The 23,829-nt window shown below is 67.6% G+C and carries 25 protein-coding genes; 5 read left to right on the forward strand and 20 right to left on the reverse strand.

The features are described from left to right. The first annotated feature begins 169 nt into the window (after positions 1-169). On the forward strand, positions 170-1,045 hold the full coding sequence (panB, locus tag ACZ69Q_RS19840; RefSeq protein WP_471043369.1) for a 3-methyl-2-oxobutanoate hydroxymethyltransferase: 876 nt from the start codon (positions 170-172) through the stop codon (positions 1,043-1,045). Between the two features lie 89 nt (positions 1,046-1,134). On the opposite strand, the gene ACZ69Q_RS19845 is transcribed toward panB, so the two are convergent. From ACZ69Q_RS19845 to ACZ69Q_RS19855, 3 genes are all read right to left on the reverse strand, one after another. After that, complete coding sequence (locus ACZ69Q_RS19845) at positions 1,135-3,078, reverse strand: S53 family peptidase (protein ID WP_471043371.1); 1,944 nt, start codon at positions 3,076-3,078, stop codon at positions 1,135-1,137. Positions 3,079-3,210: 132 nt separating this feature from the next. Then, the gene (locus ACZ69Q_RS19850; RefSeq protein WP_471043373.1) at positions 3,211-3,837 is read right to left on the reverse strand and encodes a DUF305 domain-containing protein; all 627 of its coding nucleotides are present in this window, start codon (positions 3,835-3,837) and stop codon (positions 3,211-3,213) included. Then, entirely contained in the window at positions 3,834-4,517 is a 684-nt protein-coding gene (locus tag ACZ69Q_RS19855; RefSeq protein ID WP_471043375.1) for a DUF3105 domain-containing protein, read from the reverse strand. Before ACZ69Q_RS19855 ends, ACZ69Q_RS19850 begins: the two co-directional genes overlap by 4 nt. 164 nt (positions 4,518-4,681) lie before the next feature. Between ACZ69Q_RS19855 and ACZ69Q_RS19860 the strand changes: the two genes are divergently transcribed. Continuing rightward, positions 4,682-5,116 carry an Rrf2 family transcriptional regulator gene (locus ACZ69Q_RS19860; protein ID WP_471043377.1) on the forward strand — a complete coding sequence of 145 codons (435 nt, stop codon included), beginning with the start codon at positions 4,682-4,684 and terminating at the stop codon, positions 5,114-5,116. 13 nt (positions 5,117-5,129) lie between these two features. Here the strand turns inward: ACZ69Q_RS19860 and ACZ69Q_RS19865 are convergent, their stop codons facing one another. Continuing rightward, positions 5,130-6,344 carry a globin domain-containing protein gene (locus ACZ69Q_RS19865; protein WP_471043378.1) on the reverse strand — a complete coding sequence of 405 codons (1,215 nt, stop codon included), beginning with the start codon at positions 6,342-6,344 and terminating at the stop codon, positions 5,130-5,132. 318 nt (positions 6,345-6,662) lie between these two features. On the opposite strand from ACZ69Q_RS19865, the gene ACZ69Q_RS19870 reads away from it, so the two are divergent. After that, on the forward strand, positions 6,663-8,024 hold the full coding sequence (locus ACZ69Q_RS19870) for a glutamine synthetase family protein (RefSeq protein ID WP_269639511.1): 1,362 nt from the start codon (positions 6,663-6,665) through the stop codon (positions 8,022-8,024). A gap of 611 nt (positions 8,025-8,635) precedes the next feature. Here ACZ69Q_RS19870 and ACZ69Q_RS19875 read toward each other — a convergent pair. The 16 genes from ACZ69Q_RS19875 to ACZ69Q_RS19950 all read right to left on the reverse strand — a co-directional run bounded on the left by ACZ69Q_RS19875 (position 8,636) and on the right by ACZ69Q_RS19950 (position 21,887). Next, the gene (locus ACZ69Q_RS19875; RefSeq protein WP_471043381.1) at positions 8,636-10,252 is read right to left on the reverse strand and encodes a hypothetical protein; all 1,617 of its coding nucleotides are present in this window, start codon (positions 10,250-10,252) and stop codon (positions 8,636-8,638) included. A 321-nt stretch (positions 10,253-10,573) separates the two neighbouring features. After that, positions 10,574-11,815: a tyrosine-type recombinase/integrase gene (locus tag ACZ69Q_RS19880; RefSeq protein ID WP_471043384.1), complete on the reverse strand. Its 1,242-nt coding sequence runs from the start codon at positions 11,813-11,815 to the stop codon at positions 10,574-10,576. 77 nt (positions 11,816-11,892) lie between these two features. Beyond that, entirely contained in the window at positions 11,893-12,132 is a 240-nt protein-coding gene (locus ACZ69Q_RS19885; protein WP_471043386.1) for a helix-turn-helix transcriptional regulator, read from the reverse strand. A 423-nt stretch (positions 12,133-12,555) separates the two neighbouring features. Then, positions 12,556-14,037, reverse strand: coding sequence for an ATP-binding protein (locus ACZ69Q_RS19890; RefSeq protein ID WP_471043388.1), 1,482 nt, complete (start codon positions 14,035-14,037; stop codon positions 12,556-12,558). 2 nt (positions 14,038-14,039) lie between these two features. Beyond that, a complete protein-coding gene (locus ACZ69Q_RS19895) occupies positions 14,040-14,897 on the reverse strand; it encodes a bifunctional DNA primase/polymerase (protein WP_471043389.1) in 858 nt (285 codons plus the stop codon). A gap of 89 nt (positions 14,898-14,986) precedes the next feature. Then, positions 14,987-15,529: a hypothetical protein gene (locus tag ACZ69Q_RS19900; protein WP_471043391.1), complete on the reverse strand. Its 543-nt coding sequence runs from the start codon at positions 15,527-15,529 to the stop codon at positions 14,987-14,989. Between the two features lie 12 nt (positions 15,530-15,541). Then, positions 15,542-16,006 carry a hypothetical protein gene (locus ACZ69Q_RS19905; RefSeq protein ID WP_471043392.1) on the reverse strand — a complete coding sequence of 155 codons (465 nt, stop codon included), beginning with the start codon at positions 16,004-16,006 and terminating at the stop codon, positions 15,542-15,544. 207 nt (positions 16,007-16,213) lie between these two features. Continuing rightward, the gene (locus tag ACZ69Q_RS19910; protein ID WP_471043394.1) at positions 16,214-18,331 is read right to left on the reverse strand and encodes an ATP-binding protein; all 2,118 of its coding nucleotides are present in this window, start codon (positions 18,329-18,331) and stop codon (positions 16,214-16,216) included. A gap of 104 nt (positions 18,332-18,435) precedes the next feature. Further along, positions 18,436-18,753, reverse strand: coding sequence for a hypothetical protein (locus tag ACZ69Q_RS19915; RefSeq protein ID WP_471043397.1), 318 nt, complete (start codon positions 18,751-18,753; stop codon positions 18,436-18,438). Positions 18,754-18,781: 28 nt separating this feature from the next. Further along, positions 18,782-19,162 (reverse strand): RRQRL motif-containing zinc-binding protein, encoded by a 381-nt coding sequence (locus ACZ69Q_RS19920; protein ID WP_471043398.1) that lies wholly within the window; start codon positions 19,160-19,162, stop codon positions 18,782-18,784. Beyond that, a complete protein-coding gene (locus tag ACZ69Q_RS19925) occupies positions 19,162-20,277 on the reverse strand; it encodes a conjugal transfer protein (protein WP_471043400.1) in 1,116 nt (371 codons plus the stop codon). The genes ACZ69Q_RS19920 and ACZ69Q_RS19925 overlap by 1 nt, the downstream gene beginning before the upstream one ends. After that, positions 20,274-20,468: a hypothetical protein gene (locus ACZ69Q_RS19930; protein ID WP_471043401.1), complete on the reverse strand. Its 195-nt coding sequence runs from the start codon at positions 20,466-20,468 to the stop codon at positions 20,274-20,276. The genes ACZ69Q_RS19925 and ACZ69Q_RS19930 overlap by 4 nt, the downstream gene beginning before the upstream one ends. Then, positions 20,465-20,734, reverse strand: coding sequence for a DUF6284 family protein (locus ACZ69Q_RS19935; protein ID WP_471043404.1), 270 nt, complete (start codon positions 20,732-20,734; stop codon positions 20,465-20,467). Before ACZ69Q_RS19935 ends, ACZ69Q_RS19930 begins: the two co-directional genes overlap by 4 nt. A 198-nt stretch (positions 20,735-20,932) precedes the next feature. Next, the gene (locus ACZ69Q_RS19940; RefSeq protein ID WP_471043406.1) at positions 20,933-21,124 is read right to left on the reverse strand and encodes a hypothetical protein; all 192 of its coding nucleotides are present in this window, start codon (positions 21,122-21,124) and stop codon (positions 20,933-20,935) included. Positions 21,125-21,231: 107 nt separating this feature from the next. Beyond that, complete coding sequence (locus tag ACZ69Q_RS19945) at positions 21,232-21,414, reverse strand: hypothetical protein (RefSeq protein WP_471043408.1); 183 nt, start codon at positions 21,412-21,414, stop codon at positions 21,232-21,234. A gap of 89 nt (positions 21,415-21,503) precedes the next feature. Beyond that, positions 21,504-21,887: a RapZ C-terminal domain-containing protein gene (locus ACZ69Q_RS19950; protein WP_471043411.1), complete on the reverse strand. Its 384-nt coding sequence runs from the start codon at positions 21,885-21,887 to the stop codon at positions 21,504-21,506. A 531-nt stretch (positions 21,888-22,418) separates the two neighbouring features. Here ACZ69Q_RS19950 and ACZ69Q_RS19955 point away from each other — a divergent pair. Further along, positions 22,419-23,186, forward strand: coding sequence for a GntR family transcriptional regulator (locus tag ACZ69Q_RS19955; protein WP_471043412.1), 768 nt, complete (start codon positions 22,419-22,421; stop codon positions 23,184-23,186). Then, positions 23,183-23,752, forward strand: coding sequence for a GNAT family N-acetyltransferase (locus tag ACZ69Q_RS19960; protein ID WP_471043415.1), 570 nt, complete (start codon positions 23,183-23,185; stop codon positions 23,750-23,752). The genes ACZ69Q_RS19955 and ACZ69Q_RS19960 overlap by 4 nt, the downstream gene beginning before the upstream one ends. The last annotated feature ends 77 nt before the right edge of the window (positions 23,753-23,829 follow it).

Genomic DNA, 23,829 nt, shown 5'->3' on the forward strand with positions numbered 1-23,829 from the left:
TACCGTATTTACGATACGGAACCGTCTCGTATCTTATTTTCTTACCGAGAACTTACGCGGGGTCGATCTCACACGCGGGGGCCTGGCTACGGCCGGCACGAAGTGCCACCATGGAGGGGATCCGGGGACGCCGTAAGGGCGCCTCGAGATGACAGAAGGAGCCGTTGCAATGACGCAGCTTTCGGCTGCCCAGACGCCTCAGGCGAAGCCCTCCGACGGCAGCAAGGCGCTGTACGGGGGCAAGGGCACTCGGCGCATCACCGTTCGCGACATCGCCGCCGCCAAGGAGCGGGGCGAGAAGTGGCCCATGCTCACCGCCTACGACGCGATGACCGCGTCCGTGTTCGACGAGGCCGGCATCCCGGTCATGCTCGTCGGCGACTCGGCGGGCAACTGCCACCTCGGCTACGAGACCACCGTGCCCGTGACGCTCGACGAGATGACCATGCTCTCGGCGGCCGTCGTACGCGGCACCTCCCGCGCCCTGATCGTGGGCGACCTGCCCTTCGGCTCCTACCAGGAGGGCCCGGTGCAGGCGCTGCGCTCGGCGACCCGACTGGTGAAGGAGGCCGGCGTCGGGGCGGTCAAGCTGGAGGGTGGCGAGCGCTCGCACCGCCAGATCGAGCTGCTCGTCGAGTCCGGCATCCCGGTGATGGCGCACATCGGCCTGACCCCGCAGTCCGTCAACGCCATGGGCTACCGCGTCCAGGGCCGCGGCGAGGAGGCGGCCGCGCAGCTCCTGCGGGACGCCAAGGCGGTCCAGGACGCGGGCGCGTTCGCGGTCGTCCTGGAGCTGGTGCCGGCGGAGCTGGCCGCCGAGGTGACGCGCGTGCTGCACATCCCGACCGTGGGCATCGGCGCCGGCCCGGAGACCGACGCGCAGGTCCTGGTCTGGACGGACATGATGGGTCTGACCGGCGGCCGGGTCCCCAAGTTCGTCAAGCAGTACGCCGACCTGCGTCAGGTCATGGGCGACGCGGCGAAGGCGTTCGCGGACGACGTCGTCGGCGGAACGTTCCCGCTGGACGAGCACTCCGTCCACTGAGCCCGGCCCGCCACCACCCCTGAACCACTGCGGCACCAAGCGCCCCGCCGATCTTCCCCCGTCGGCGGGGCGCCTCCTTTTGCCGGTGCTCAGCGGCGGTTGTAGGACTCCACGTAGCCGCCCGCGGGCGTGCCCACGCCCGTCACGTCGTCGTAGCCCTTCACTGCGCTCAGCGAACTGTCCTTGCCGAGGCTGCGAACGGACGTGCTCAGACCCTCCGTCGCGTCATAGCCGTTGACGAAGTCGACGCGGGCCACCGCGAGTCCGGAGCCCGTCGGGTTGTCCGTGACGTCGTGGTACGCCTTCGAGCCGTACCGCGCGTAGATCGCGGGGTTGGCGAAGCCGAGGGGCTTGCCGCCCGCCGCCTCCTGCGCGAGGGCCTGCACGGCCGCGACGACCGGCGCGGCCAGCGAGGTGCCGCCGAGTCGGTACTCGTCGTAGGCCTGCGTCCTGCCGTCCGGCAGCGTCTGCGTCTGGCCCACCAGGAACCCGGTGTTCGGGTCGGCGATGGCCGCGATGTCCGGCACGACCCGGTTGCCGTCGGCGCTGTTGGCCTTCGCCAGCGCCTCCGGGACGACGCCCTGCTGGTAGTAGGGCTCGGCGACGGTCCTGCTCGTGCCGCCGCCCGCGCCCGAGGTGAACGCCCCGGGGAAGCCGGTCCAGCTCTTCCCGTCGGCCGCGAGGGTCGCCTTCTGCGTGCCCCAGCCGGTCTCCCACAGGTACCTGTCGCCCTTGCCGACCGCGAGCGAGGTGCCGCCCACCGCCGTCACCCAGGCCGAACTCGCCGGGATGTCCGTCTGCTTGGTGCCGCTGGCCGCGACCTCGTCGCCGTCGTCGCCGGAGGAGTAGTAGAAGCCGATGCCCTCGACCGCGCCGAACTGGAAGACCTGGTCGTAGGCGGCCGCCAGGTCCGGCGTCTGCGCGTCCTCGGTCTCGCCCCAGGAGTTGGAGACGATGTCGGCGAGATGGTTGTCGACGATCTTGCTGAGCGAGTCGAGCAGGTCCTCGTCGTAGCAGGATGCGGCGCCCACGTACGTGATCTGCGCGCCCGGCGCGACCGCGTGCGCGGACTCGACGTCCAGGGTCTCCTCGCCGTACCAGCCGGCCGCCGAGCACTCCTTGGTCCGCGTGTACTTCGCGGGCAGGACCTGGCGGAGCTGACCCGTGCTCCAGGCCGCGTCCCCGTTGCGCTTGGCGTAGGTGGCCGCGTCGAAGGCGATGGTCGGGGAGGCGTACGCGTCGGTGATGGCGATGCGCACGCCCTTGCCGGTGCGCTTGCCGGCGCCGTACGCGGCACGCAACTGCTTGCCGGTGTAGCCCTTGACGGCGTACGGGATCTTCGTGCCGTAGGCGTCCGGCAGCGTTTTCGCCACGTTCGAGCCGTGGTACGTGGAGAACGGCCCGGCGTTGCGGAACACCGTCTCCGGCGGCGGGAGCTGGTCCTGGTGGCTCGCCAGGTGCGGCGCGTTGTCGAGGCCGGTGACGGTCAGGACGGCGTCCTTCACGGCATCCGGCACCGAGGCCGTCGTCGCGGGGGCACGGTAGGTCCGGGCCCCCTTGGTGTAGTTGTGCAGTTGGGTGCCGAACGCCTTCTCGGCGGCGGCCACATCGCCGCTGACGGCGACATAGTGCTGCGTGACGCCCGTGACCTTCAGCCCCGCGGCCTTCAACCAGCTCTTGACGGCGGCCACCTGGGCCTTCGTCGCGCCGAAGCGGGTCTGTGCCTGCCCGGCGCTCAGGTACTTGCCGTAGGACGCCGAGGCCGGGTCCGACACCGCCTTCGCGTACGCGGCGAGGCCGGCCGCGTCGCGGCCCGCGAGGTAGACGCGAGCGGAGACCTGTGCGCTGTCGGAGGTCGCGCCCTTGTCCGCCCGGGCCGTGGCCCACGCGGGTTTGGTGCCGGCGAGCCGGTCACGGCCCGGGGCGTCGGCGGCGTGCGCCACCGGTATGCCGAGCGCCAGCGCGCCGGTGAGGAGAGGCAGTGTCGCCGCCAGACTCACGGAAGTGCGCAGCGCGGCACGTCGAGATCTCATGGAACCCCCTGTGCGATTCGTGTGCGAGTGGATCACCCGACGGTGGCCACTTAAGCGACGAACCGTTCACGCCAGGGGAATGCGCGGCTCAAGAAGGTCCCAACTAACGCAATGACAAGGCCATTTCAGCAGCTAGGAGCGAGGCTTGGCGTCCCGCTCCTTGAGCATGTCCGCCATCAGCTCGATCTCCGACTGCTGTGCGTCCACCATGCCCTGCGCGAGCCGCTTCTCCACACCGACCGTGCACTTGTCGACACAGCCCTCGGCCATGTGGATGCCGCCCTTGTGATGCTCCGTCATCAACTGGAGGTAGAAGACCTCCGCCTGCCTGCCGCTCAGGCCCTGGAGTTTCTTCATCTCCGCGTTCGTCGCCATGCCCGGCATCAGGGATCCGTCCCCGGCGGAGGGCATGTCACCCATGCCCATCCAGGTCATCGGCGGCTTCGACGACACCTTCGGCAGCTCCCACAGATCCAGCCAGCCCAGCAGCATCCCGCGCTGGTTGGCCTGCGTCTGTGCGATGTCGTACGCCAGCAGCCGCACGTCCTTGTCGTCCGTGCGGTCGCGCACGATGTACGACATCTCCACGGCCTGCTGGTGGTGCACCGCCATGTCCCGGGCGAACCCGGCGTCCGCCGAGCCGGCGTCCGGCGTACCGCTGGATCCGCCGCCGTCCTCGGCGACGGCGTAGGTGAGCGCGCCGACCGCGACGAGCAGTGCCGCCGCGGTCCCCGCGATCCAGCCGACGTGCTGCTTCACTCCGACATACCGCCCGTGCACGCCGCGCCCGGCTCGGGCGTCTGCTCACCCTGGACGTAGGTCTCGAAGAACTTGCCCACGTTCGGGTCCTTCGCGCCGGTCACCGTGCGCTGCACGCCCCAGGCGGTCAGCATGATCGGGTCCTGCTGACTGTCGTCCGGGCTCATCAGCGTGTACGGCGTCTGCTTCACCTTCGCCGCCAGCGCCTCCACGTCGGCCTTGGGCGCCTTGGAGTTGTACGTCACCCACACGGCGCCGTGCTCCAGCGAGTGCACGGCGTTCATGTTGTTGACGGCCTTGGTGTAGACGTCGCCGTTGCAGTTCATCCAGGCCCGGTCGTGATCGCCGCCGACCGGGGGCTCCACCGGGTACTTCACGGCCGTGGTGACGTGGGTGCGCCCCAGCGTCCCCTTCCAGGTCTTCAGGCCGTCCTTGCCCGCGACGAGCTTGCCCGCGGTCTTGACCTTGTCGTCCTTCTTGTCCTTGGCGTCGTTCGCCTCGGCCTTGTCGGCCTGGGACTGCACGACGAAGACACCGCCGACGACGAGCCCCACCACCACCACGGTGCCGGCCACTATCGTCAGGATCCGGTTGCGCCGCTCACGGGCACGCTCGGCGCGCCGCATCTCCTCTATACGCGCCTTGCGCGCCGCGTTGCTCTGGTTCTTGGCGGAGCCCATGGGGTCATGTCCTTCGGGGGGAAAGGGACGATCGGGTGCGCTGATCGTAATGGGGAAGGAGTGACCTCTCGTAGGGAGGTGGCAGGAAAGGCCGGATCGGGCCGACCCGGCTGCGTGCCGACCATATTTTGAACCGTGGATGCGCATTATCTACGCTTCGGGACATGCGGCTGTTGCGCTCCACCGATCTGGCCCTGCGTCTCCTGATGCGGCTCGCCGTCCTGGGGGACGCCACGCCGACGACCCGTGAGGTCGCGGCGGACATGGAGGTGCCGTACACGCATGCCGCGAAAGTCGTCGCCGAGCTCCAGCACATGGGTCTCGTCGACGCCCGCCGGGGCCGCGGCGGCGGGCTCACGCTCAGCGACACGGGCCGTACCGCCTCGGTCGGCGCGATCGTGCGTGCCTTCGAGGGTGACGGCGACGTCGTCGAGTGCGAGGGCGACCACCCCTGCCCGCTCAACTCCGGATGCCGGCTGCGCGGCGCGCTGCGGCGGGCCCAGGAGGCGTTCTTCGCCTCGCTGGACCCGCTGACGGTGGCCGACGTGACCGCTGACCCGACCGGGCCGCTGCTGCTCCAGATCGGCCGCACGCCCTGAGACCGGAGCGGCCTCAGCCCTCCTGGGCCAGCCAGAGGTCCGGCCCGAACACCTCGTAGTGGATGTCGGCCGGTGCCACACCCTTGCCGATGAGCTGCGCCCGCACCGCCCGCATGAAGGGCAGCGGACCGCACAGGTACGCGCGCGTGCCCCGCGGTACGTCGACGCCGGCGAGGTCGACCAGGCCGGTGCGGTGGGCCGCCTCGGAGCGTGCGCCGGCCTCTGAGCCGGCGCCGGCCTCGTAGAAGAAGTGGACCGACGCGTCCGCCAGCTTCCCGGCGTACGCCTCGTGGTCCTCGCGCAGGGCGTGCTCGGCGGGGGAGCGGTCGCCGTGCACGACCAGCACCGGGCCCTCGTGCCCGTGGTCGGCGAGCTGACCCAGCATGGCGACCATCGGCGTCACACCGATGCCCGCCGAGGCGAGGAGCAGCGGCGCGTCGGCCGCGAGGTCCGTGAGGACGAGATCGCCGTACGGCGCCGACAGGCGCAGCCGGTCGCCCGCCTGCACGCGCGCGTGGAGGTGGTTCGAGACCTCGCCGTCGGGCCCTGCCTGGCCGTGCACCCGCTTCACGCTGAACTGGCGGACCGGTGAGCCGGGCGCGGCCGAGAGGCTGTACTGGCGTATCTGCCGGGCCCCGTCCGCAAGCTCCACCTGGACCGAGACGTACTGCCCGGCCCGGAAGCCGGGTGCCGGGCGGCCGTCGGCCGGGCGCAGCCGGAAGGTGGCGACGTCGGCGGTCTCCTCGACGCGGGCGACGACCTCCCACTCCCGCCACTCGTTCCCGCCGCGCTCTTCGTACAGCCGCTTCTCGATCGCGATCAGCGCGTTCGCCATCAGCCAGTAGACCTCGTCCCAGGCGGCCGCGACCTCGGGCGTGACGGCCTCGCCGAGCACCTCGGCGATGGCGGCGAAGAGGTGCTCGTGGACGAGCGCGTACTGCTCCGCCGTGACGCCCAGGGAGGCGTGCTTGTGGGCGATCCGGCTCAGCATCGCGTCGGGCCGTACGTCGGGGCGGGCCACGAGGTGCGTCGCGAACGCGGCGATCGACCCCGCGAGGGCCTGTCGCTGGGTGCCGGCCGCCTGGTTGCCGCGGTTGAACAGGTCGCGCAGCAGATCGGGGCGGGCGGCGAACATCCCGGCGTAGAAGCGCTCGGTGATCTCACCGATGGCCCCGCCGACGACGGGAAGGGTGGCACGCACGGTGGCGGCGGACTGCTCGGACAGCATCGGGTCTCCTCGGTTCGGTCGAGTGCCTCCATTAAAACTTGCATCTGAGATGCAAATTAAAGCGGGGTGGGTCCTGCGGGGCCGGGCATTACGAATAGGGGTCCGAGCAGGCAAGATGGGCGGCAGAGCAGTACACCGGCATACCGGGACCGTGACGGGACACCTGTCGTAGGCCGGACGTTCGACCCGAGGTCGCCCTGGCGATCAAGGTCCGCAACGCGCCTGAAACGGTGTTGTGGTGTGATGCTCAGGTGCCCGACCGCCTCCTGCGGGACACGGAGACAGGCGGCCTGACCAGCAAGGATGGGGAAGCGGAAGATGGACAAGCAGCAGGAGTTCGTGCTCCGGACGTTGGAGGAGCGCGACATCCGTTTCGTACGGCTGTGGTTCACGGACGTGCTGGGCTTCCTCAAGTCCGTGGCCGTGGCCCCCGCCGAGCTTGAGCAGGCCTTCGACGAGGGCATCGGCTTCGACGGCTCGGCGATCGAGGGCTTCGCCCGCGTATACGAGTCCGACATGATCGCCAAGCCGGACCCGTCGACGTTCCAGATCCTGCCGTGGCGCGCCGAGGCCCCCGGTACGGCCCGCATGTTCTGCGACATCCTCATGCCGGACGGCTCCCCGTCCTTCGCCGACCCGCGCTACGTCCTCAAGCGTGCCCTCGCCCGCACCTCCGACCTGGGCTTCACCTTCTACACCCACCCGGAGATCGAGTTCTTCCTGCTCAAGGACCGCCCGCTCGACGGCACGCGCCCGACCCCGGCCGACAACTCCGGCTACTTCGACCACACCCCGCAGAACATCGGCATGGACTTCCGCCGCCAGGCGATCACCATGCTGGAGTCGATGGGCATCTCGGTCGAGTTCTCCCACCACGAGGGCGCGCCGGGCCAGCAGGAGATCGACCTGCGCTACGCCGACGCGCTCTCCACGGCCGACAACATCATGACGTTCCGCCTGGTCATGAAGCAGGTCGCGCTGGAGCAGGGGGTCCAGGCCACGTTCATGCCGAAGCCGTTCTCCGAGCACCCCGGCTCCGGCATGCACACGCACCTGTCCCTCTTCGAGGGCGACCGCAACGCCTTCTACGAGTCGGGCTCCGAGTACCAGCTCTCCAAGGTCGGCCGCTCCTTCATCGCGGGCCTGCTGCGGCACGCGGCGGAGATCTCGGCCGTCACCAACCAGTGGGTGAACTCCTACAAGCGCATCTGGGGCGGCTCGGAGCGCACGGCCGGCGCCGGCGGCGAGGCCCCCTCGTACATCTGCTGGGGCCACAACAACCGCAGCGCCCTCGTCCGCGTCCCGATGTACAAGCCCGGCAAGACCGGCTCCGCGCGCGTGGAGGTCCGCTCCATCGACTCCGGCGCCAACCCGTACCTGGCGTACGCCGTCCTGCTGGCCGCCGGCCTCAAGGGCATCGAGGAGGGCTACGAGCTCCCGCCGGGCGCCGAGGACGACGTCTGGGCCCTCTCCAACGCCGAGCGCCGCGCCATGGGCATCGAGCCCCTGCCGCAGAACCTCGGCGAGGCCCTGACCCTCATGGAGAACAGCGACCTGGTCGCCGAGACCCTGGGCGAACACGTCTTCGACTTCTTCCTGCGCAACAAGCGGCAGGAGTGGGAGGAGTACCGGTCCGAGGTGACGGCGTTCGAGCTGCGGAAGAACCTGCCGGTTCTGTAGGAGCAGGTCAGAGCCGGTTTTCTCTAGATGCGACTAGTGGGGTTGACGGCGGCGAACCGTGAGCCCCACTGAGTTTTGAGGGCACTGGGCCGCCTCTGGGCCGTCGGAACGGTCCTCACCGCACCGTGCCACCGTGCACGAACTCAGCGGTGAACCTTCGGCGTATCGATCCTGGGGCCGCAGCGAGCTAAGGTCCCGGGTAGATCATCGCGGCAACGCTAAAAGTGAGCCCCAGGGCGGGCGCCGTTCGCGAGTGCCGGCAGGGTCGCGGCGTGCGCGCGGGAGCTCTCCTCCGTTCTGCCATTGATTACGGCGAAGCGGAGCAGACGCGGCCCCGGCCGCCGAGGTCGCTCGTACGGTTGCGAACTCCACCGGAACGCCAGGAGCCACGCCTGCTCCACGGTGTGTGGGGCGACGGCACACGGCTGACGAAGTCGCGTTGGATGTGGCGGGCATACTCATTGACGATATGGCCGGGTAGGTATTTCTGAGACATGATTATTCAGAGGTGAGAAAGAGGCTCAAGCGGGTGAAGTGTGCCCTCGATAAGGCCGTATCGAGTCAGGGACGCAAATTTCAGCGGAAGTCTCCCTGTTAGCAGAAGGCAGCAATTAGCCGATCTTCATGTGGTGTGCTGCGTATAGTGTAAAGGCTGTAGTTAGCAGCACAAACAGCTCGGCCAAGAGGATAGACTGTCGGATTCGACGAATCCATGCGCTCAATGTGGAGCTATCTCTGATCAAGAGGAAGGCTGCAGCAAAAGCAACTGGAACGAGAATCAATGTGGCATCTTTCACCGTCAGGCCATCATTAATCTGTGGATACGAGTGTCCGGGAATCGGGGCGTCGGCCGGCGCGGCTGCCGAAAGACCACGGTTGAGGAGCAGCGCGATTCCAAATGCGGTAATAGTCATAGTTAGATAAAGCATCATTGAATGCAGTCTCGTTAGGCGAAGCGGGCATTTAATGTAGAGGCGGTCTTCCCGCTGCCAGTTCGAGCTTTGCCGCAGGTAGAGTTCGAAGGTGCTCTCTTCTTCGTCGCAGTCAATCGTGAGCGGCTTTTTCTTGTCATCCACTGCTTGCGGGCTACACAATCGCACCGACGTGTCTGAAACTCGAATGCTGACGTGGTTGGTTTCTGCGTCACCAAAGGCCACCATGTGCCAAGAATCCTTCTGCCACAGATGTTGCCAAGTTTCTTTCGACCGATACTGACGGCTGGTTCTTCTCCACCACAATTGCCGATCCCTCTTATTCCGTAGGGCTGAAATGGAAAGTGGCGCGTACTTCATCTGCCTCTCAGGCGCGAAATAGATGGCACGCTTTTCCGTTACGGAGATGATGAATGGTTTGTCGATTGGCACTGTGCACCTCGCGAACGCCATCCAGCGATATCCATATGCAAAATACGTAGAAATGAATTTACGGGCGTGTACGTTCTCTTCGGCCACCTCGTGAGCTCCGGCTAGCGCATTTGATAGATACTGCAGGAGTGCCGTCAAATCTGAGTAGCGGAGTTCCACGGCAGGTCGACGTTTCCGCACTTCCTTATGGAAGTAGGAAAGTCCGAGCAGGGGGTTTTCAGCGCCGCTCATGTAATCGGGAAGTGCGTAACTACCAGCCAATCCCTTGATCTCGTCGGCGGCATCCTTCCAGCGGCTGTAAATATCATCTTGAAGGGTCCGAAAAATCTGCTTAAGGTACACGTACTCCTTCTCATCGAGAGAGAGATCTTCAAACTTTCTACAAATTTCCTCGTATGGTTGGAAAGGGAAGTAGAAGAGGAAGGTCAAGAAATCAATCAGGTGTTCTGGTTGGTTATTAGTCATGAAACCGGCACGTTTGGCGAGCCGAACTACATGCCGTGCCTGAATTCTTGCTCCCTCGTCCTTGGATACCCTATATACTTCTTTGCCCGCGACCTCGATCTTTAGATCTAGCAGAGGGATTTTTGGGAGTTCCTTGATCGGCAAAACCAACTCGATCTTCTTCGGCTTGCCGTCTTCTCTGTTAACGAGCAGGCGGGAGAGTGCGTCCCGCAGATCAGGCCTCCCTTCGCCCTCTTCCTGCATGACCTCTTCAAAAGGTCGGACATGGATTTCTCGGTTTCGCTCCGACCAAAAGGCGCTGGATAGTTGAATCTGCTCGACGGCCCGCAGTCGCCACGCGGGAAGGGTGTCGAGAAGTACTTCGGCAGTTTGGTCAAAAAAGTCATATGGTCTACTCATGCACACTCCTGGACTCGACGCGCCACACGTCTATCGTGTACTGGCGTGTTAGCCGATGTGTGTCTCTTTTGCCCCATTTGGGGTGATGGATTCACCCTGGCTGGCAAAAGGCGGGTTTCCAGGCAAAAGAGCGGCAGGCTTGGTGAGTGCCGCTGGGATCAAAAGCCCGCGCGGCGCTCCGGCTAACGCTGCTCGCCTCGCATCCGTGCCTCGTAGTGTGCCTGTGGTGCCGCCAATGGAGGTCGCGATAGCTGATCCCTAGGAGCCTCCGTTGAGTTCGACCGGTAGAGGCTCCTATCGACGTGAGACCATTCGGGGGATTCAGGGCGTTGACGCGATACTTTCGTACAGGCCGTCCACGGCCTTCCGGGCTCGTGCGTCGCTACTCGGCATGAGATGCGTGTACACCCGGAGGGTGAATCCTGGATCGTTGTGTCCGAGGTAGTGACTTAGTGCCTTGATGTTCTCGCCGGCGTCGAGTAGGACAGAGGCGTAGAAGTGCCTGAGAGCGTGCATGCCGTGTTCGCGAGCCGCCTGATACCTATCGCCCGGCTTCGGCTGAGGGAGCACACCGGCCGCGACGAGAGCAGGCTTCCACTCACGATCGTTGAAGTCGGTCCGTCGAACCGCCCCCGTGCCATCGAGACGCGTGAAGACGAGTCGGCGGGTTACGAGGGGGCCGTCCAACCGGAGCCACGGCAACGTGACTGCTACCGGGGGAAAGGCCTCCATGTGCCGTCTGAGGCTGTGTGCCACATGGTCGGCCATAGGGACATCGCGCAGCTTGTCGCGCTTCGGCGGAGCGAACACGAGACCGCCCTTTGTCACCTTTACCTGATTCACGATGTGGAGCCACCCGGAGGCAAAGTCGATCTCGTCCTCCGGGAGTCCGAAAATTTCTCCTTGGCGGAGTCCGGAGCCTGCTCCGAGATCGACTGTCGCGCGGTAGCGGTCTCGTAGCGCTCGCTGGACAGCGAAGACGCGCTGGGGCGTCCACGGCACAACGCGGCCGTTGCCCGCAGCAGGAGGCCGCACCGATTGCGCGTGGCAAGGGTTCTTGGGTAGATGGCCATCGTCCACGGCTGCGTTGAGAATCGTCGACACGTTGTTGTAGATCACGCGTCGGTAGGACGAGGCGGGTACGGCCCGCTCCAATTCGCTAAGCCAATCTCGGATGTGCTCCGGTTTGAAGGAGCCCAGTGGTCGCGAGCCTAGGTAGGGGATCGCATGGCCACGGATCGCGGAATCGACTGACTCCCGTGTGGTTATGCCGGTGACCTGCGTACTCAACCACTTCTCGGCGTACTGTCGGAACGTCACCCGGCTGGCAGCGGGGTCGATGTACTGACCGCGGGACATGTCGGCCTCAATGTGAGCAAGCCACTGGTCGGCCAGTCGCTTCTGTCCGTCAGGGAATGACTTGCTCTTCTCGGTGCCGTCCGGCCCGATGTACCGGGCGCGGTACCGCATGCCCGTGCCGTAGCGATCGGTGCGTACCCGGTGAGGCTTCCCGTTGGTGTCGGTTTCCGTCTTGTACCAGCGGTCTTGGATGTGGCCTGCCATGCGGCGGTGGTCCTTTCTCATGCAGCAGGGAGTGCCGCTGGTAGCGGCTCTCCCTGCTGTGTCTGGCTGGTGTGGGGTTAGTCGGCGTTGCGATCGACGGCCTTTCGGTCGGTGACGTATGCGCGAACGTCGGCGGGGTCGTAGCGGAGGTGTTTGCCGATGCGGAAGCCGGGCGGGCCGGTCCGCTTCTTGCGCCACTGGTAGACGGTTTCGAGGGGAACCTCGAACATCGCGGCGATGTCGTCGGGCGTGAGGTACCGGTCCGGGAGGCCACCCCGGAAGGTGGCGCGGAAGTCGAGGTCTGTCTGGGGTGACAAATGGACTCCTGGCGGGGAGGGAATGGCCGCGTGTGTCCGAGGTTCGGATTTCTGCGTCACAGCGTCACCTGCGTCATTCAGGCGTCTGACCTGCGGGTTTCCGTGACGCAGGGCGCTCGGGGTGCGTCACGCGTGACGCAGGCTGTCCGTCACGCGTGACGCGGTGACGCAGGCGTGACGCAGAATTCGCCGCCTGCGTCACGCTCGTCTGTGCAGGTCACGGGGCGGTTTTCATGATCGTGTGACGCTGTGACGCAGCGCTTCCCTACTTAGGAAAAAGAGGGGGGTTCTGTTGGTGGTGTGGTGCGGCTCAGGGCGTGAAGAAGGAGCCGCTGCGCGGCACGTCCAGCGCAGGGCGGCGCCGCCGCCGAACAGCAAGAGGAGCACCCATGCGGGCCCGGGGTGCTCCTCTTGCTTGTGCGGTCAGGAGCCAGGGAAGCGCTGCTGTTCGTGCGCGGGTGGGGCCGGTTGGCGGGTCATGACGATGTAGCGGCCCTCTCGGGTGCGGCCGAAGTCGATGAGGACGCCACGGGCCGCGAGGGTCGGCTGAAGCCGCTTGAGGCGGTCGGAGAGCACTTTGCCGGTGGTCGGCCAGCCTTTGGGCAGGGGGCGCAAGTCGTCCCCGGTGTAGACGCCGCTGAGGCAGTGCAGCCACTGCGTGGACGTCATCTGCTGCTCGGCTCCCGGGTTCATGTCTGCTGCGTGCTGCAACACGGTCTGTGCCAGAAGGTCGCCCTCAATGACGTCGTCGTTGAGGTCGTCCAGGCTGGCCCGGTAGGCGGCCAGTGCCCCGAGGCCGGTTGCCGCGTCGAGCTGCGCGCACAGGTGCGCGAAGTCTGCCATGCGCAGGTCGGTGGGGGTCTCCGCCTGCGCGGCCCGTACCTTCACGGTCAGGTCCAGCAGGGAGCCGAGCACTATCGGCAGGATCTCCGCGTACTCCGCCCACAGTTCCGCCTCGGTGCGCCGCACCCGGGGCCTGACGAGTCGGAGTGGGAGGAGGCGTTCGGCGAGGTCGGGGCGGATGACGCCGACGTCGATGCCGGTCAGGAGCATGGGGCGGCGGTAGCGGGAGCGGACGACGTCGCCGTCGGTGAAGAGCGCGCGTTTGATGCTCTCGGCGCCGGTGACGATGCAGCACATGAGGTCGGACAGGTCCGGGGGCAGGTGGGAGAGGTTGTCCAGGGCGGTGACCCAGCCGGCGGCGACGGCCGTGATCATGTTCTCCTCGTCCTTCGGTGCCCGGCGCAGGTCGCCGCTCATGCCCTCGATGATCCGCACCAGCATCCGGCCGCCGGTGGACTTGCCCGCCCCTTGGGGGCCGGTGAGGAACGGGGCAGGCACGGGCACGGACGGTTCCAGGCAGCCGATCAGCCAGGCGATGGCCAGGCACTCGGTCTCGGCGCTGGCGAAGTTGCACAGGCGGAGCAGGAGGTCGATGCCCTTGCCGTTGGTCTCCCGAGTGGGCATGGGGAGTTCGCCGGTGAGCTGGGTGCGTCGCCAGCACACCTCGCGGGGGTCGGGGGTGAGGATGGTCCAGCCGGTGGGGTGGATGCGGACGGACGTGCCGTCGTCACGGCCCAGGTCGAGCCAGGTCGCACCGTCGAACCCGGGAGCGACGCGGATGTGGGTGGGCTGTACGTCCTCGGTCAGCGCGAGTGCTTCGATCAAGTCCAACGCCTCCTTGAGTGCCGTGCCGTTGAACACGCCGACCCCGTCCTTGAAGAGGCCGACCATGAGTTCCTGTCGGTGGCTGCCCGTCGTGCCCTGGGAGCGGATGGGCCGGGCCACGGGGTGACCGTTCTTCTGCGCGTAGACGGTGCCGTCGATGGTGCGGAAGTACCGGAAGTGCTCTTGCGCGTAGTCGGTGATGATCTGGCGGGCCGGTGTCTTCTCGTCCTCGGACATGGCTACATCCCCAGTGCGGTGCGGGCGTTGGTCCACGCGTCGTCGCAGTGCCGCGGCGATTCGCCCTTGGCCTGCGCGGCGGTGAACAGCCGCGCCACGTGTGCCTCGGTGAGGCAGCCGCACCGGCCGTGCGTCGACAGCACGGCAAGGAACGTCCGGTACACGGTGGTGTGCACGGCGCTGGTGGCCTCGGTGATGCGCTGTTCGGCCATGGCGATGCCACGATCCAGATAGACGGGCGTGCGGTGACGGCACGCCCCGCCACCAGCCAATGCGGGCACGGAGAGGGCCCGCGGCGCGGGCCGGACCGTGGCGGGCTCCTTCACGGCCAGCGCGCGCACGACGTCCGGCAACTCCGTGATGGTGCCGGTGCCGGGACCGAGCCAACGGGCGTAGGCCATCGTGGACTTGATGTCCACGCCGGGCCGGACCGCGTTCATGGAGCGCATGGGGCCTTGGTAGATCCAGTGCTGACCACGGGTGGTGAGCACGGTCTGGGTGGCGGGCAGGTTCTCGCGCGCCCACGTCACCGCTTCGGCGTTGTCCAGGTCCACGACCGTCAGCCCTGCCCCGCCCGGGTGGTAGGCGACCGCGGTCGCCCGTGCCCATGCGCGGCGCCAGACGCCGGACTGGATGATGTCCGGGTCGGTGGTGGCGGCGGCCCATGCGTGGCAGGGGCCGGGGCAGGCGCAGGGCCCCGCGTTCTTCATGTTGGGGCGGCCGCCGCACGCGTTGTCGGCGCAGCGGCGGCAGTTGCCGAACGGCACCTTGGCTCGTAACGGCAGGACCGGTATGCCGGCGACTGCCAGGGAGAGCGCGGCGCGCAGGTGCTCTCCCCGAATGTCGGTCGGTTGCGTCATGCTGGGAGACCTCCACAGGTCTGTTGACGGCAGGTGGACAAGGGCGGCCCCGGTTCTTTGGCGAGATGCGGGGGCCGCCCTTGGCGTAGCTAGAAAGGCGCTTTGGACCCACAGACGCAGGGCGCCTGTCCGCAGTCCTCGCCCGGGCTGTCGCCGCCGGGGCCAGCGGTGGCGTGGTCGACGCCCTGCTCCTGTTGGCGCCATACGGCGTACTGCTGGCGGACGTAGGCACGCGGGTTGCAGCCCACGACGGCACCGTCCAGGCCCATCAGCCGGGAAGCCAGGTCGAGGGCGCAACTGCCGCTGGCCGTGTAGCCGGGGATGAGGCCACTGGCCATGCGGTCCATGAGGGCCGCGCGGCGCAGCAGCCACTCACGCCCGCGGTCCTCGGTGTTGCTGATCCACACCAGCTCACCGCCCGGATCGGGTGCCGAGGCGTATGGCTGGGTGGCGTTGGGCCACTCCGTGACATCCCGTTTGGGTGTGTGCTTGTGGTCGGCGCGGACGTAGACGCGGTGGTGACCTTCCCGGCCCGGGTAGTGGCGTGCAGGGCCGGCCGTGAACGCGGCGTCGAGTGCGCTCAGGATGTCGTCGGTTTCGGCGGGGTCGCAGATGATCCGGATCTCGAACACACAGGGCTCCTGTCAGCCGTTGAAGTGGTTGCGCTTGAAGATCGCTTTGCGGATGTGGAAGGTGTTGCCGCTCTTGGCGCCGGACGGTTTGAAGATCTGCACGGCGACGAATCCGCCGAAGCAGACGGCGGCGAGCGTGATGAGCTGAGTAATCAGTGCCGTGAGTGCGGCAATGAATGTGGTCAGCAGGAGCAGGCCGCCGCACACGGCAAGGAATCCGACACCCCCGAGAGCGACGTTCACCGCAGCGCGGGAGACGACAGGCTTCGCCGCGAGCGGTTCGGGCTGCATGGGGCTAATGGCGTAGCCGGTGACGACGCGGCCGTCGGGCAGGACCACGCTCGCCACCGTCGGGACGGCGCCCGGCTGCACGGGAACGAGCGGCGCCGGCGTCACGGCCGCGGGGGTGATCGGCGTGGGCTGGTGGACTTCCACGGCCCGCTCATAGGGCGGGTGGCGGGCAGGTTCTGGGTACATGCGGAATCCCTTCCGGCAGTGGGTCAGGGAGGCAGGCACACCCCCTTGGGGAGCGGCTGTGGAGGGGGTTTCAGGGGTCTGACCTGGGGTGCCTCCCTGCCTCCCTGAACGATCATTCGTGCAGGTCAGAGCCAGGTAGGCGGGTCAGGGAGGGGTTCAGGGAGTTCTCCCTGTCTCCCTGACCCGGGCGGGGTCGGCTCCCTGCTCTCATTCCGCGGAAGCGGAACCGTCCGCGTCGCGGTTGGCGAGGGCGCGGGTGAGGCGGTCGCGGCTGACGACCATGACGCCGTCGGACTTGTAGGCGATGTCCGGCCCGGCGTCGTCCAGGACGCGCTTGAGGTCGGTGAACGACCAGCCGCCGTAGGCGTCCTCGTTCAGGCTCGCGAGCCGCGCCAGCACGTCCTTGGTCCGCACCCGCGCGGCCGTGCCGACCACGGAGGCGATGTCGGCGAGCGGGTCGCGCGCCTCGCCCCGCTCGATCACCGTCAGGGTGGTGACCCCATCGCGCAGGGCCTTGGCGCGGTCGGCGATGGCGTGCGCGTCCTCGGTGTCGATGTAGTGCGTGCGCACCGTGATGGACGCCTGCCCCTTGGGGATCTCGATGCCGTCAGAGGCGACCACGAGGGTGCCCTTGTCGAGACCGGGGCGCAGCAGGTGCGGAGCGGCGCCGCCGTCGACGGCCTTGTCCCCAAGCGCCATGCGCGCCTGGGACTCCGTGCCCAGCGCGAGCGAGGCCCGAGTGTGCGCCCCTTCGCGCACGAGCTTGGGAAGGTTCTGATCGGTGGGGTCCTGGGTGCCCTGCCACAGCAGCACGTTCACGGCGCGGCCCTGGTTGTGGAGCTTGCGGCAGCCCATGAAGTAGCGGGAGTTGGACTTCGAGCCGCCGTAAGGGCGCTTGTCCTCGTCCTTGGCGGGGCACATGAACGCGACCTGCGCCTCGTCCACGATCACAACCAGGGGCTCGAACTCGGTGCCGGGCGGCGCCTGGAGGCGGCGGTTCATCTCTTCCACCGCGTCCTCGACCATCTCGGTCGCCTCGATCACATGCTCATCGGTCGGGCCCTGGATCAGCACCGTGGCCAGGCCGTCGAACATGGCCCAGTCGCCGGCGCCCTTGAGGTCGGCGACCCGGAACTCCACCGAGCGATCCAGCGCGAGCCACAGGGCCAGCGCGCGCAGGGCAGCGGTCTTGCCCTGGTTGGACATGCCGGTGACCAGAAGCATCCGCTGAAACAGGCTCAGCAGGGCGGCATCCCCGCGCAGGTCCTGCCCCCACGGCGCCCTGCTCTTCTTGTAGTCGGCCGTCATGGTCTCGTCGGTGACCAGCGGCGACGGGCCGATCGGCTCATCGAGCGCACCCGAGTCGGCGACCCACAACCGCACTGTGCGAGCGGCCTGCGGGAGCGTGATGAACACCTCGTGCTCATGCCTCGTGAGGTTCTCGGCAAGCTTGCGCCGCTTGGTCTGCACCTCGATGGTCGACACCCCCGACGGGAGAGTGACGTCGACCTCGACCCCACACCCGGCGATCGTGATCGGGCCCAGCATCGACGCGCCGGCGTCGCCCATCTCCTTGATGGCGTTGCGCAGCGCGGGAACTCCCAAGTCACGCAGGGCCTTGACCACGATCGACGGGGTGATCGGCTCACCCTCGCTACTGCGGACGTTGGCGGGCAGCGCCCACTGGGGTGCGGCCTGCTGCTTGGAGCCGACCGCCCACAGGGCGAGCAGGGCGAGGAACGGGCCGATCGTGAGCGCGGGACCCCACACGATCTGCACGATCCGGATCAGCAGACCGATGAAGTCGATGGTGGCCGCGAGCGGGGTGATGACGTCCTTGATGTCACCGTTGTTGATGGCCATCACGATCCCGAGCGCGACCAGCGTTCCGATGCTCATGCCGGTGCCGACGGCGATGCCCTTGGCGACCTCGATCGGGGAGTGGAGCAGGTCCATGCGGCGGCGGTGGCGGGCGTCGCGGAACCGCTGAAGGCGCTCCTCCCACTCCTCTGCCAACTCGAAGTTGCCGGCCGCTTCGGCGGCGCGGAGCATGCGTTCGTAGCGGGCGCCGGTCTTGCCGTCCCAGGTGCGGCGGGCCACGATCCGGCCCCCGTTGAACGTGTAGAGGCCGTGCCGGGCGACCGCGCAGACGGTGGTCTTCGTGCCGTCGGCGGTGGCGGCGGTCTTGAGGGCGCGGCCGGAGCGCACCCACAGGGGAACGGGTCGTGCGGGCGGGGCGTCGGGCACCACGGTCAGCGTGGCCACCTGCGCGTCCGGGTCGACGGGTTCGGGTGTCTTGTGGAGGTGGACGACGTTCTCGCTCATGCTGGGAGCGCTCCTGACTGCCCTGCTCAGGGCGGAAATTGGAGGAAGGGCGCCGGGGTGGCCGTGTCCGTGGAAAGAGGCGGACACCCCGGCGTTGTGGCTGGTCAGAGCCAGCGGGAAGACTTCTTCTGCGCCTTGGCGCGGGCGGCCTCGGTGATGAGTCGCTGGCGCTCGCCGTGCAGGGCGGTCAGTTCCGCGTTCAGCCGCGTCTCCACGGCGGAACCGATGGAATCCATGCGGGTTTCCGCGCCGGTCGTGCTGCGGTCGCGGTAGACGCTGCGGGCGTCACTGGCCATCGCGCGGCTCATCGAGAGCCGTTCGCGGCTGGTCAGGGGCCACCACTCGCCCCGGCGCACCGCTTCCAACTTCTTCTGGGTCCGCTGGATCTCCCGATCCAGGCGGCGGATCTCGGAGTTGCCCATCACGTACTCCTCGGTGGCAGGTGAGAGGTCAAGCGGCGGCGTCTTGTGCGGCCAGGCACATGCCGCAGATGCCGTGCGAGCGGGGGATGCAGTAGCCGACGTCCAGACGGCAGGCCGGGCAGGTGCGGCGGGCGAGCATCGCCAGCGCGAGCGCACCCCACTTGCGGGACGTCATCGGCCGCACCGGCTTCGCGCGGTCGATGCGGTAGAGGTAGGCCACCCTCGGGGTGCCGGTGCGGCGGTTGATGCGCATGGTCTGCGCCGCTATCGGCTGACCGCCCGGGCGCAGACCCTCAGCACGTAACTGGCGGCGGGTGGCCAGGCCGTCCGGCGCCAGGCGCCACGGGTAGGTGGGCACCCCGTAGCGGGCGCCGGACGGGTCGAAGCACTTGCCCCACGCGGCCGACATCAGACGACCTCAGCGCGCTCGGCAAGCAGGGTGTCGCGCAGCATCCGTGCGTTCGCCGGCGAGGTGTGGACCTCACGGCGGATGCCCTCGGCAGTCACCTTCACGTCCGGCCAGTCGGCCGTCGCCTTGCGCGCCTCATCGAGCAACTGATCGGGGGTGCGCTTGGGTCGGGGCGGCTTCGCCGACTCCGGCAGTCGACCGGTCGCCCGACGCGGCCGACTCGACTCAGCGCCCACGCTCCGCTGGGTCGACGTCGTAGGCGCCGGCTCGATCGGTGCGGAGATCGCCCGAGCGGGCTTGAGTGGGGGAATCGACTTGCCCAGGTCGACCGCGACCGGATCCGGCACGGTCAGCCGGGTCAACGTCACCACCTGGTCCGCGGTCGATTCCCCCAGTTCAGCCGTAGACCGTTTCATTGTGGTCTCGGTAGATTCCTCCGCATTCGCGACCGGCGCGGGATCGAGAGCGGCAGAGGGGATGACGCCTCCGAACATCGACGCGAGCGCAGCATCCGCGCCCGCGGTGACTCGATCGCGCTGGACGTCGAGCAGCCTCGATCCGAGCGCGACATCGCCGACGCCGACCTTGCGGGCGAGTCGCCACGACGTCCGATCGGACCGCTTCCTGACGCGGTCGCTGGGGTGCTGGGTGGCGCGGGCGCGGTGGTAGGCGAGCGCCTGCACCAGGTCGGCGGTGCGGCGCTCGTGCTCCGCGTCGCGGCCGTCGGTGTGGACGACGATCCGCCGGGCCAGGAACGCCATGCCCTCCGCCGATACGGACATGCCCATCGGAGTCAGGGCGTAGATGACCGTGCGGCCCACATCGGGGGCCGCCATGGCGCCCATGACGGCGGCGGCGGCCGGCAGCGCCCACAAGCCCGCGCGCACGATGCGCGGGGAGGACTGGCCCAGCATGGTCAGACCGAGCAGGACCAGGGCGAGCACGGCCGTGGCGCCCTCGCCCGCGGCGAGGGCACCGAGCGCGGTGCCCTTGCCGTAGGCGTGCCCGATGTTGCTGTAGGTGCCGATACCGCCGATCACGCCCGTGGCGAGCATGGGCACGAACGCGGCTGTTAGGACACCGATCTGAACCTTCGTCAGAGGCTTGCGGGTCATCGGGCACCGCCCCTGCGCAGTGCGCCGTGCCGCACCCAGCCGAGGAACTGCAAGAGGCAGCCGGCCGCGATGAGGTAGCGCCACGGGTGCTCCCCCGTCGCGAAGAAAGCGGCGGCGCCAGCCATGGCGGCCAACGAACCGATCGTGATCAGCAACAGGGCCAGGCCGGTCGGGGAGGTGTTGGACTTCATGCCGCACCTCCCGCCGGGGTCCCGCTCACCGTGCGGTTGATCATTGCGACCCGGGCGGCGAGCGCCCGGCGGCGGGCGCGGCGGATGCGGCGCGCGTCCAGCTCGGTCGGGGTGCGGTCCAGGGTGATGATCTGCGCGTCGAGCAGGTCGACGTCCGCCAGGATGACGGGCATCTCCTGCTCGATCGCGTCCAACTCGATGTCCGTCGGTTCGATCCAGTCGGCGAACGCGATAACAGCGTCCTGAACTGTGACAATGGGGTTCATGGGTCGTGGTCTCCCTAGCAGGTGCAACGGCCCGAACAGCACCCCCGGAGGGCCAACTCCGGGGGTGCGCGCCGTTGAGGGGAAGGAGCCGCACGCAGAGCGGGTGCGGCGCGGCCACCGAGTGGTGGCCGGAGTGCCCCGGGCGGGATTCGATCCCGCGCCCTTCACGGCTGGATGCCGGGGCCGATGGTGCGGGGGTCAGCGGCCGTCGACCTGCTCGGCGGTGGCGCGCTCGTCCTGGAAGTAGAAGCCTTCGTACTCGGACTCGATGTGTTCGGCGACCGTCGTCAGGGCGTGTCCGACGCTGCGGGCGCTGACGTTGGCTTCGACGTGAAGCTTCTCGTCGGTCCACATGGTGTGCGCGGTGCCTCGGACCTGGAACCTGGGCATGGCGGGGTTTCCTCTCGCGGCTGCTGGATGAGTGGGTGGTGCGTGCCCTCGCCCGCGTTTGCGGCGTAGGCCCGGGATCGGCCCGGCGAGGGCTGGAAGAGCGAGGGTCAGAAGTTCTGGCGGATGCCGCTCTTGTTGCCGCCCTCGTGCACCGTGACGTTGTCGCCAGTGATCACGACGGTGTTGTTCTGGGAGGCGTGGTGCTCGTTGGTGACCGTGCCGTTGACCTCGCCCTGAATGAGCGTGCCGGTCACGTCGCCGCTGATGTTGCTGTTGCCGTGCTGAGTCATGAGAGGCGCTCCCTTGAATGGGTGGTTAGGGCCGTCGGTCTGCCGGCTCCCCTTGCCACAGGCGCTCGGTCCTGTGGCGCGGGCAGTCGTCAGCGCTGGACGACGTCCTTGGCCATGTCGCGGTGCGAGACGGTCACGCTGTGCCCGGCGGCGGTGAGCCGCTCCGCGAGGGCACGGGCGAAGGTCGGGGCGCGGTGCCGGCCTCCGGCACATCCGTCGGCCACGGTGACCGTTCCGGCGCTGGGACCGGACGCGAACGCGGCAACCGCCGTGGCGGTGGCCTCCACCAGGGCCGTGATGCCGGGGGTGTTTAGCACGGCGGTGCGGACCGGCGCGTCGTCGGCGGTCATGTAGCGCAGTTCCGGCGATACGTGTGGGTCGCGGAAGTGGTGACGCAGGTCGATGGTCAGGTGCGCGGCCGGCGGAGCGTCGTGCAGGTAGCCGAACGAAACGATCTCGACGGAAGCAGACATGCAGGACTCCTAAGAGGCGAAGGGATGTACCGGCTCCCCACGCCCCGCCCGTACAGCCGAACCGGCCGGACGGGCGAGGGAGGCAACCGGCCGCATGCCCACACGGGCGCTGCGGAACGGAGAGAAGTGCGCGGTCACAGCCGCGCGGCCGTCTTTCGAGTCGGGCAGACGGAACCCGCGATCTTTGCCCTTGTCTCACCGCACGCGTGGATCGTTTGTCCGCCCGGCAGGGGCGGCATGGGAGAAGGTGCTTGCTGCTCGTACGGCAGGGCCTACGGCTTGTCGCAGATGCCTGATACTTCTCGCCTCTATTGAGTTCTCAACCAACGACCGCTGCCTTCGTACTCACCCCTTGCGGGGCTTTCCTCGGGGCGCTGTCAGCACAGGAGGGCACACTTGAAGGTGTTGCACCACCTGCTCAGCTTGTTGGTACAAGCTGACGTAGTGATGCTGCACCCACGGACAGTGAGTCGTCAAGGGATTGGGCCCTACATGTACCAACAAGTTGCGCGAGTGCGTCATGATGAGGGCATGAACAAGCAGCCGAAGTACCGGCAGGTCGCCGATGTCCTACGTCGCGAGATCGCCGACGGCATTCACGCGCCAGGGGCGCGGCTGCCCTCAGAGAGCGACCTACAGCAGCGTTTCGACGCGTCGCGGAACACCATTCGCAACGGCCTGAGCTTGCTGGTCAGCGAGGGGTTGATCTCGTCGAGCCAGGGACTTGGCTATGAGGTCAAGTCTCACGAGGTGTTCGAGCTCAATGCGTCCCGCTTCGAGAACTTGTCGTTCCCGCAGAACGGCGATGCTTACAACACGGACGTGACGAGCGCGGGGCGTCGGCCCCACCAAACGTTCCGTGTCGAGATGCTGCCAGCGTCTCAGGAGATCGCTCAGAGGCTTAAGGTCGAGCCCGGTACGAAGACGGTATTGCGGTTTTGTCATCGCTATGTGGACGACGTTCCTTGGTCCACGCAGGCGACCTACTATCCGTCGTGGCTGGTCGATGCGTCGCCGCGACTGGCCGAGCCTGGAGACATCGCTGAAGGCACAACGCGGTACCTGGCCGCTCAAGGGATCGAGCAGATTGGGTACTTCGATGAGATCGCCTCTCGAATGCCCACCCCGGAGGAGGCTCGCCTGTTGGAGATCGGAGCAGGGGTGCCGGTAATGCTCTGGACGAGGACCGGTTACGCGGCAGACCGCCCGATCCGATGCACGATCACGACCTTCCGGGGTGACCTGAACCGAATGAACTACGAGATCGGCGATCTTTCCGCCCGAAGTGAGAGCGCGTGATCATCACCCCCGCAGAGCCGCACGACGTAGCCAAGCTGTTGGCCTTCCGCGAGGAAGCCGCAGCTTGGATACGCGGCCTCGGTTCCGACCAGTGGAGTCGTCCGTACCCAGCCGACAAGCTACTGGCCACGATCACAGCGGGCACGGTATTCATGCTCCGTGATGGGCACACGACGGCTGGCACCATCACGCTCACTCCGGACGCCGAAGAGGGACTGTGGACCGACAAGGAATTGGCTGAACCCTCGATGTTCGTCAACAAGCTGACTGTGGGTCGCGAGTATGCCGGCCAGAACCTCGGTGGCCGCCTGCTTGATTGGGCTTGTGACCGCGCGCACCGTGCGGGCGCCCGGTGGGTTCGACTGGACGCGTGGACGACGAACGAGGGACTCCAGCGGTATTACCTCGCGCAAGGCTTCACGTACATCCGTACGGTCCGCGAGGGCAATGCGGTGAACGGCGGGCCGCGGGTCTCTGGGTGGCTCGCCCAACGGGAGGCACATCCGGCGGATCACGGATTCACAGACCGTACGCCGAAGCCCGCACGGATTCCATTCGCCGCCTAAAGGGTGCGAGCGCGAACTTGCGGCCCGGACCAGACGCCGCCGCATAGACACAGAACCTTTGAGTTGAGCGTCCTCGC

The sequence above is a fragment of the Streptomyces sp. NPDC036764 genome, from assembly GCF_055609385.1.

Coding starts and splice junctions, on each gene's coding strand:
- ACZ69Q_RS19865 (WP_471043378.1), bottom strand. CDS start 6,344: ATGCTGTCCGAGCAGTCCGCCGCCACCGTGCGTGCCACCCTTCCCGTC.
- ACZ69Q_RS19925 (WP_471043400.1), bottom strand. CDS start 20,277: ATGACCCGCAAGCCTCTGACGAAGGTTCAGATCGGTGTCCTAACAGCC.
- ACZ69Q_RS19945 (WP_471043408.1), bottom strand. CDS start 21,414: ATGACTCAGCACGGCAACAGCAACATCAGCGGCGACGTGACCGGCACG.
- ACZ69Q_RS19870 (WP_269639511.1), top strand. CDS start 6,663: ATGGACAAGCAGCAGGAGTTCGTGCTCCGGACGTTGGAGGAGCGCGAC.
- ACZ69Q_RS19915 (WP_471043397.1), bottom strand. CDS start 18,753: ATGGGCAACTCCGAGATCCGCCGCCTGGATCGGGAGATCCAGCGGACC.
- ACZ69Q_RS19950 (WP_471043411.1), bottom strand. CDS start 21,887: ATGTCTGCTTCCGTCGAGATCGTTTCGTTCGGCTACCTGCACGACGCT.
- ACZ69Q_RS19875 (WP_471043381.1), bottom strand. CDS start 10,252: ATGAGTAGACCATATGACTTTTTTGACCAAACTGCCGAAGTACTTCTC.
- ACZ69Q_RS19910 (WP_471043394.1), bottom strand. CDS start 18,331: ATGAGCGAGAACGTCGTCCACCTCCACAAGACACCCGAACCCGTCGAC.
- ACZ69Q_RS19855 (WP_471043375.1), bottom strand. CDS start 4,517: ATGGGCTCCGCCAAGAACCAGAGCAACGCGGCGCGCAAGGCGCGTATA.
- ACZ69Q_RS19935 (WP_471043404.1), bottom strand. CDS start 20,734: ATGAACCCCATTGTCACAGTTCAGGACGCTGTTATCGCGTTCGCCGAC.
- ACZ69Q_RS19905 (WP_471043392.1), bottom strand. CDS start 16,006: ATGTACCCAGAACCTGCCCGCCACCCGCCCTATGAGCGGGCCGTGGAA.
- panB (WP_471043369.1), top strand. CDS start 170: ATGACGCAGCTTTCGGCTGCCCAGACGCCTCAGGCGAAGCCCTCCGAC.
- ACZ69Q_RS19930 (WP_471043401.1), bottom strand. CDS start 20,468: ATGAAGTCCAACACCTCCCCGACCGGCCTGGCCCTGTTGCTGATCACG.
- ACZ69Q_RS19890 (WP_471043388.1), bottom strand. CDS start 14,037: ATGTCCGAGGACGAGAAGACACCGGCCCGCCAGATCATCACCGACTAC.
- ACZ69Q_RS19920 (WP_471043398.1), bottom strand. CDS start 19,162: ATGTCGGCCGCGTGGGGCAAGTGCTTCGACCCGTCCGGCGCCCGCTAC.
- ACZ69Q_RS19845 (WP_471043371.1), bottom strand. CDS start 3,078: ATGAGATCTCGACGTGCCGCGCTGCGCACTTCCGTGAGTCTGGCGGCG.
- ACZ69Q_RS19895 (WP_471043389.1), bottom strand. CDS start 14,897: ATGACGCAACCGACCGACATTCGGGGAGAGCACCTGCGCGCCGCGCTC.
- ACZ69Q_RS19940 (WP_471043406.1), bottom strand. CDS start 21,124: ATGCCCAGGTTCCAGGTCCGAGGCACCGCGCACACCATGTGGACCGAC.
- ACZ69Q_RS19860 (WP_471043377.1), top strand. CDS start 4,682: ATGCGGCTGTTGCGCTCCACCGATCTGGCCCTGCGTCTCCTGATGCGG.
- ACZ69Q_RS19955 (WP_471043412.1), top strand. CDS start 22,419: ATGAACAAGCAGCCGAAGTACCGGCAGGTCGCCGATGTCCTACGTCGC.
- ACZ69Q_RS19880 (WP_471043384.1), bottom strand. CDS start 11,815: ATGGCAGGCCACATCCAAGACCGCTGGTACAAGACGGAAACCGACACC.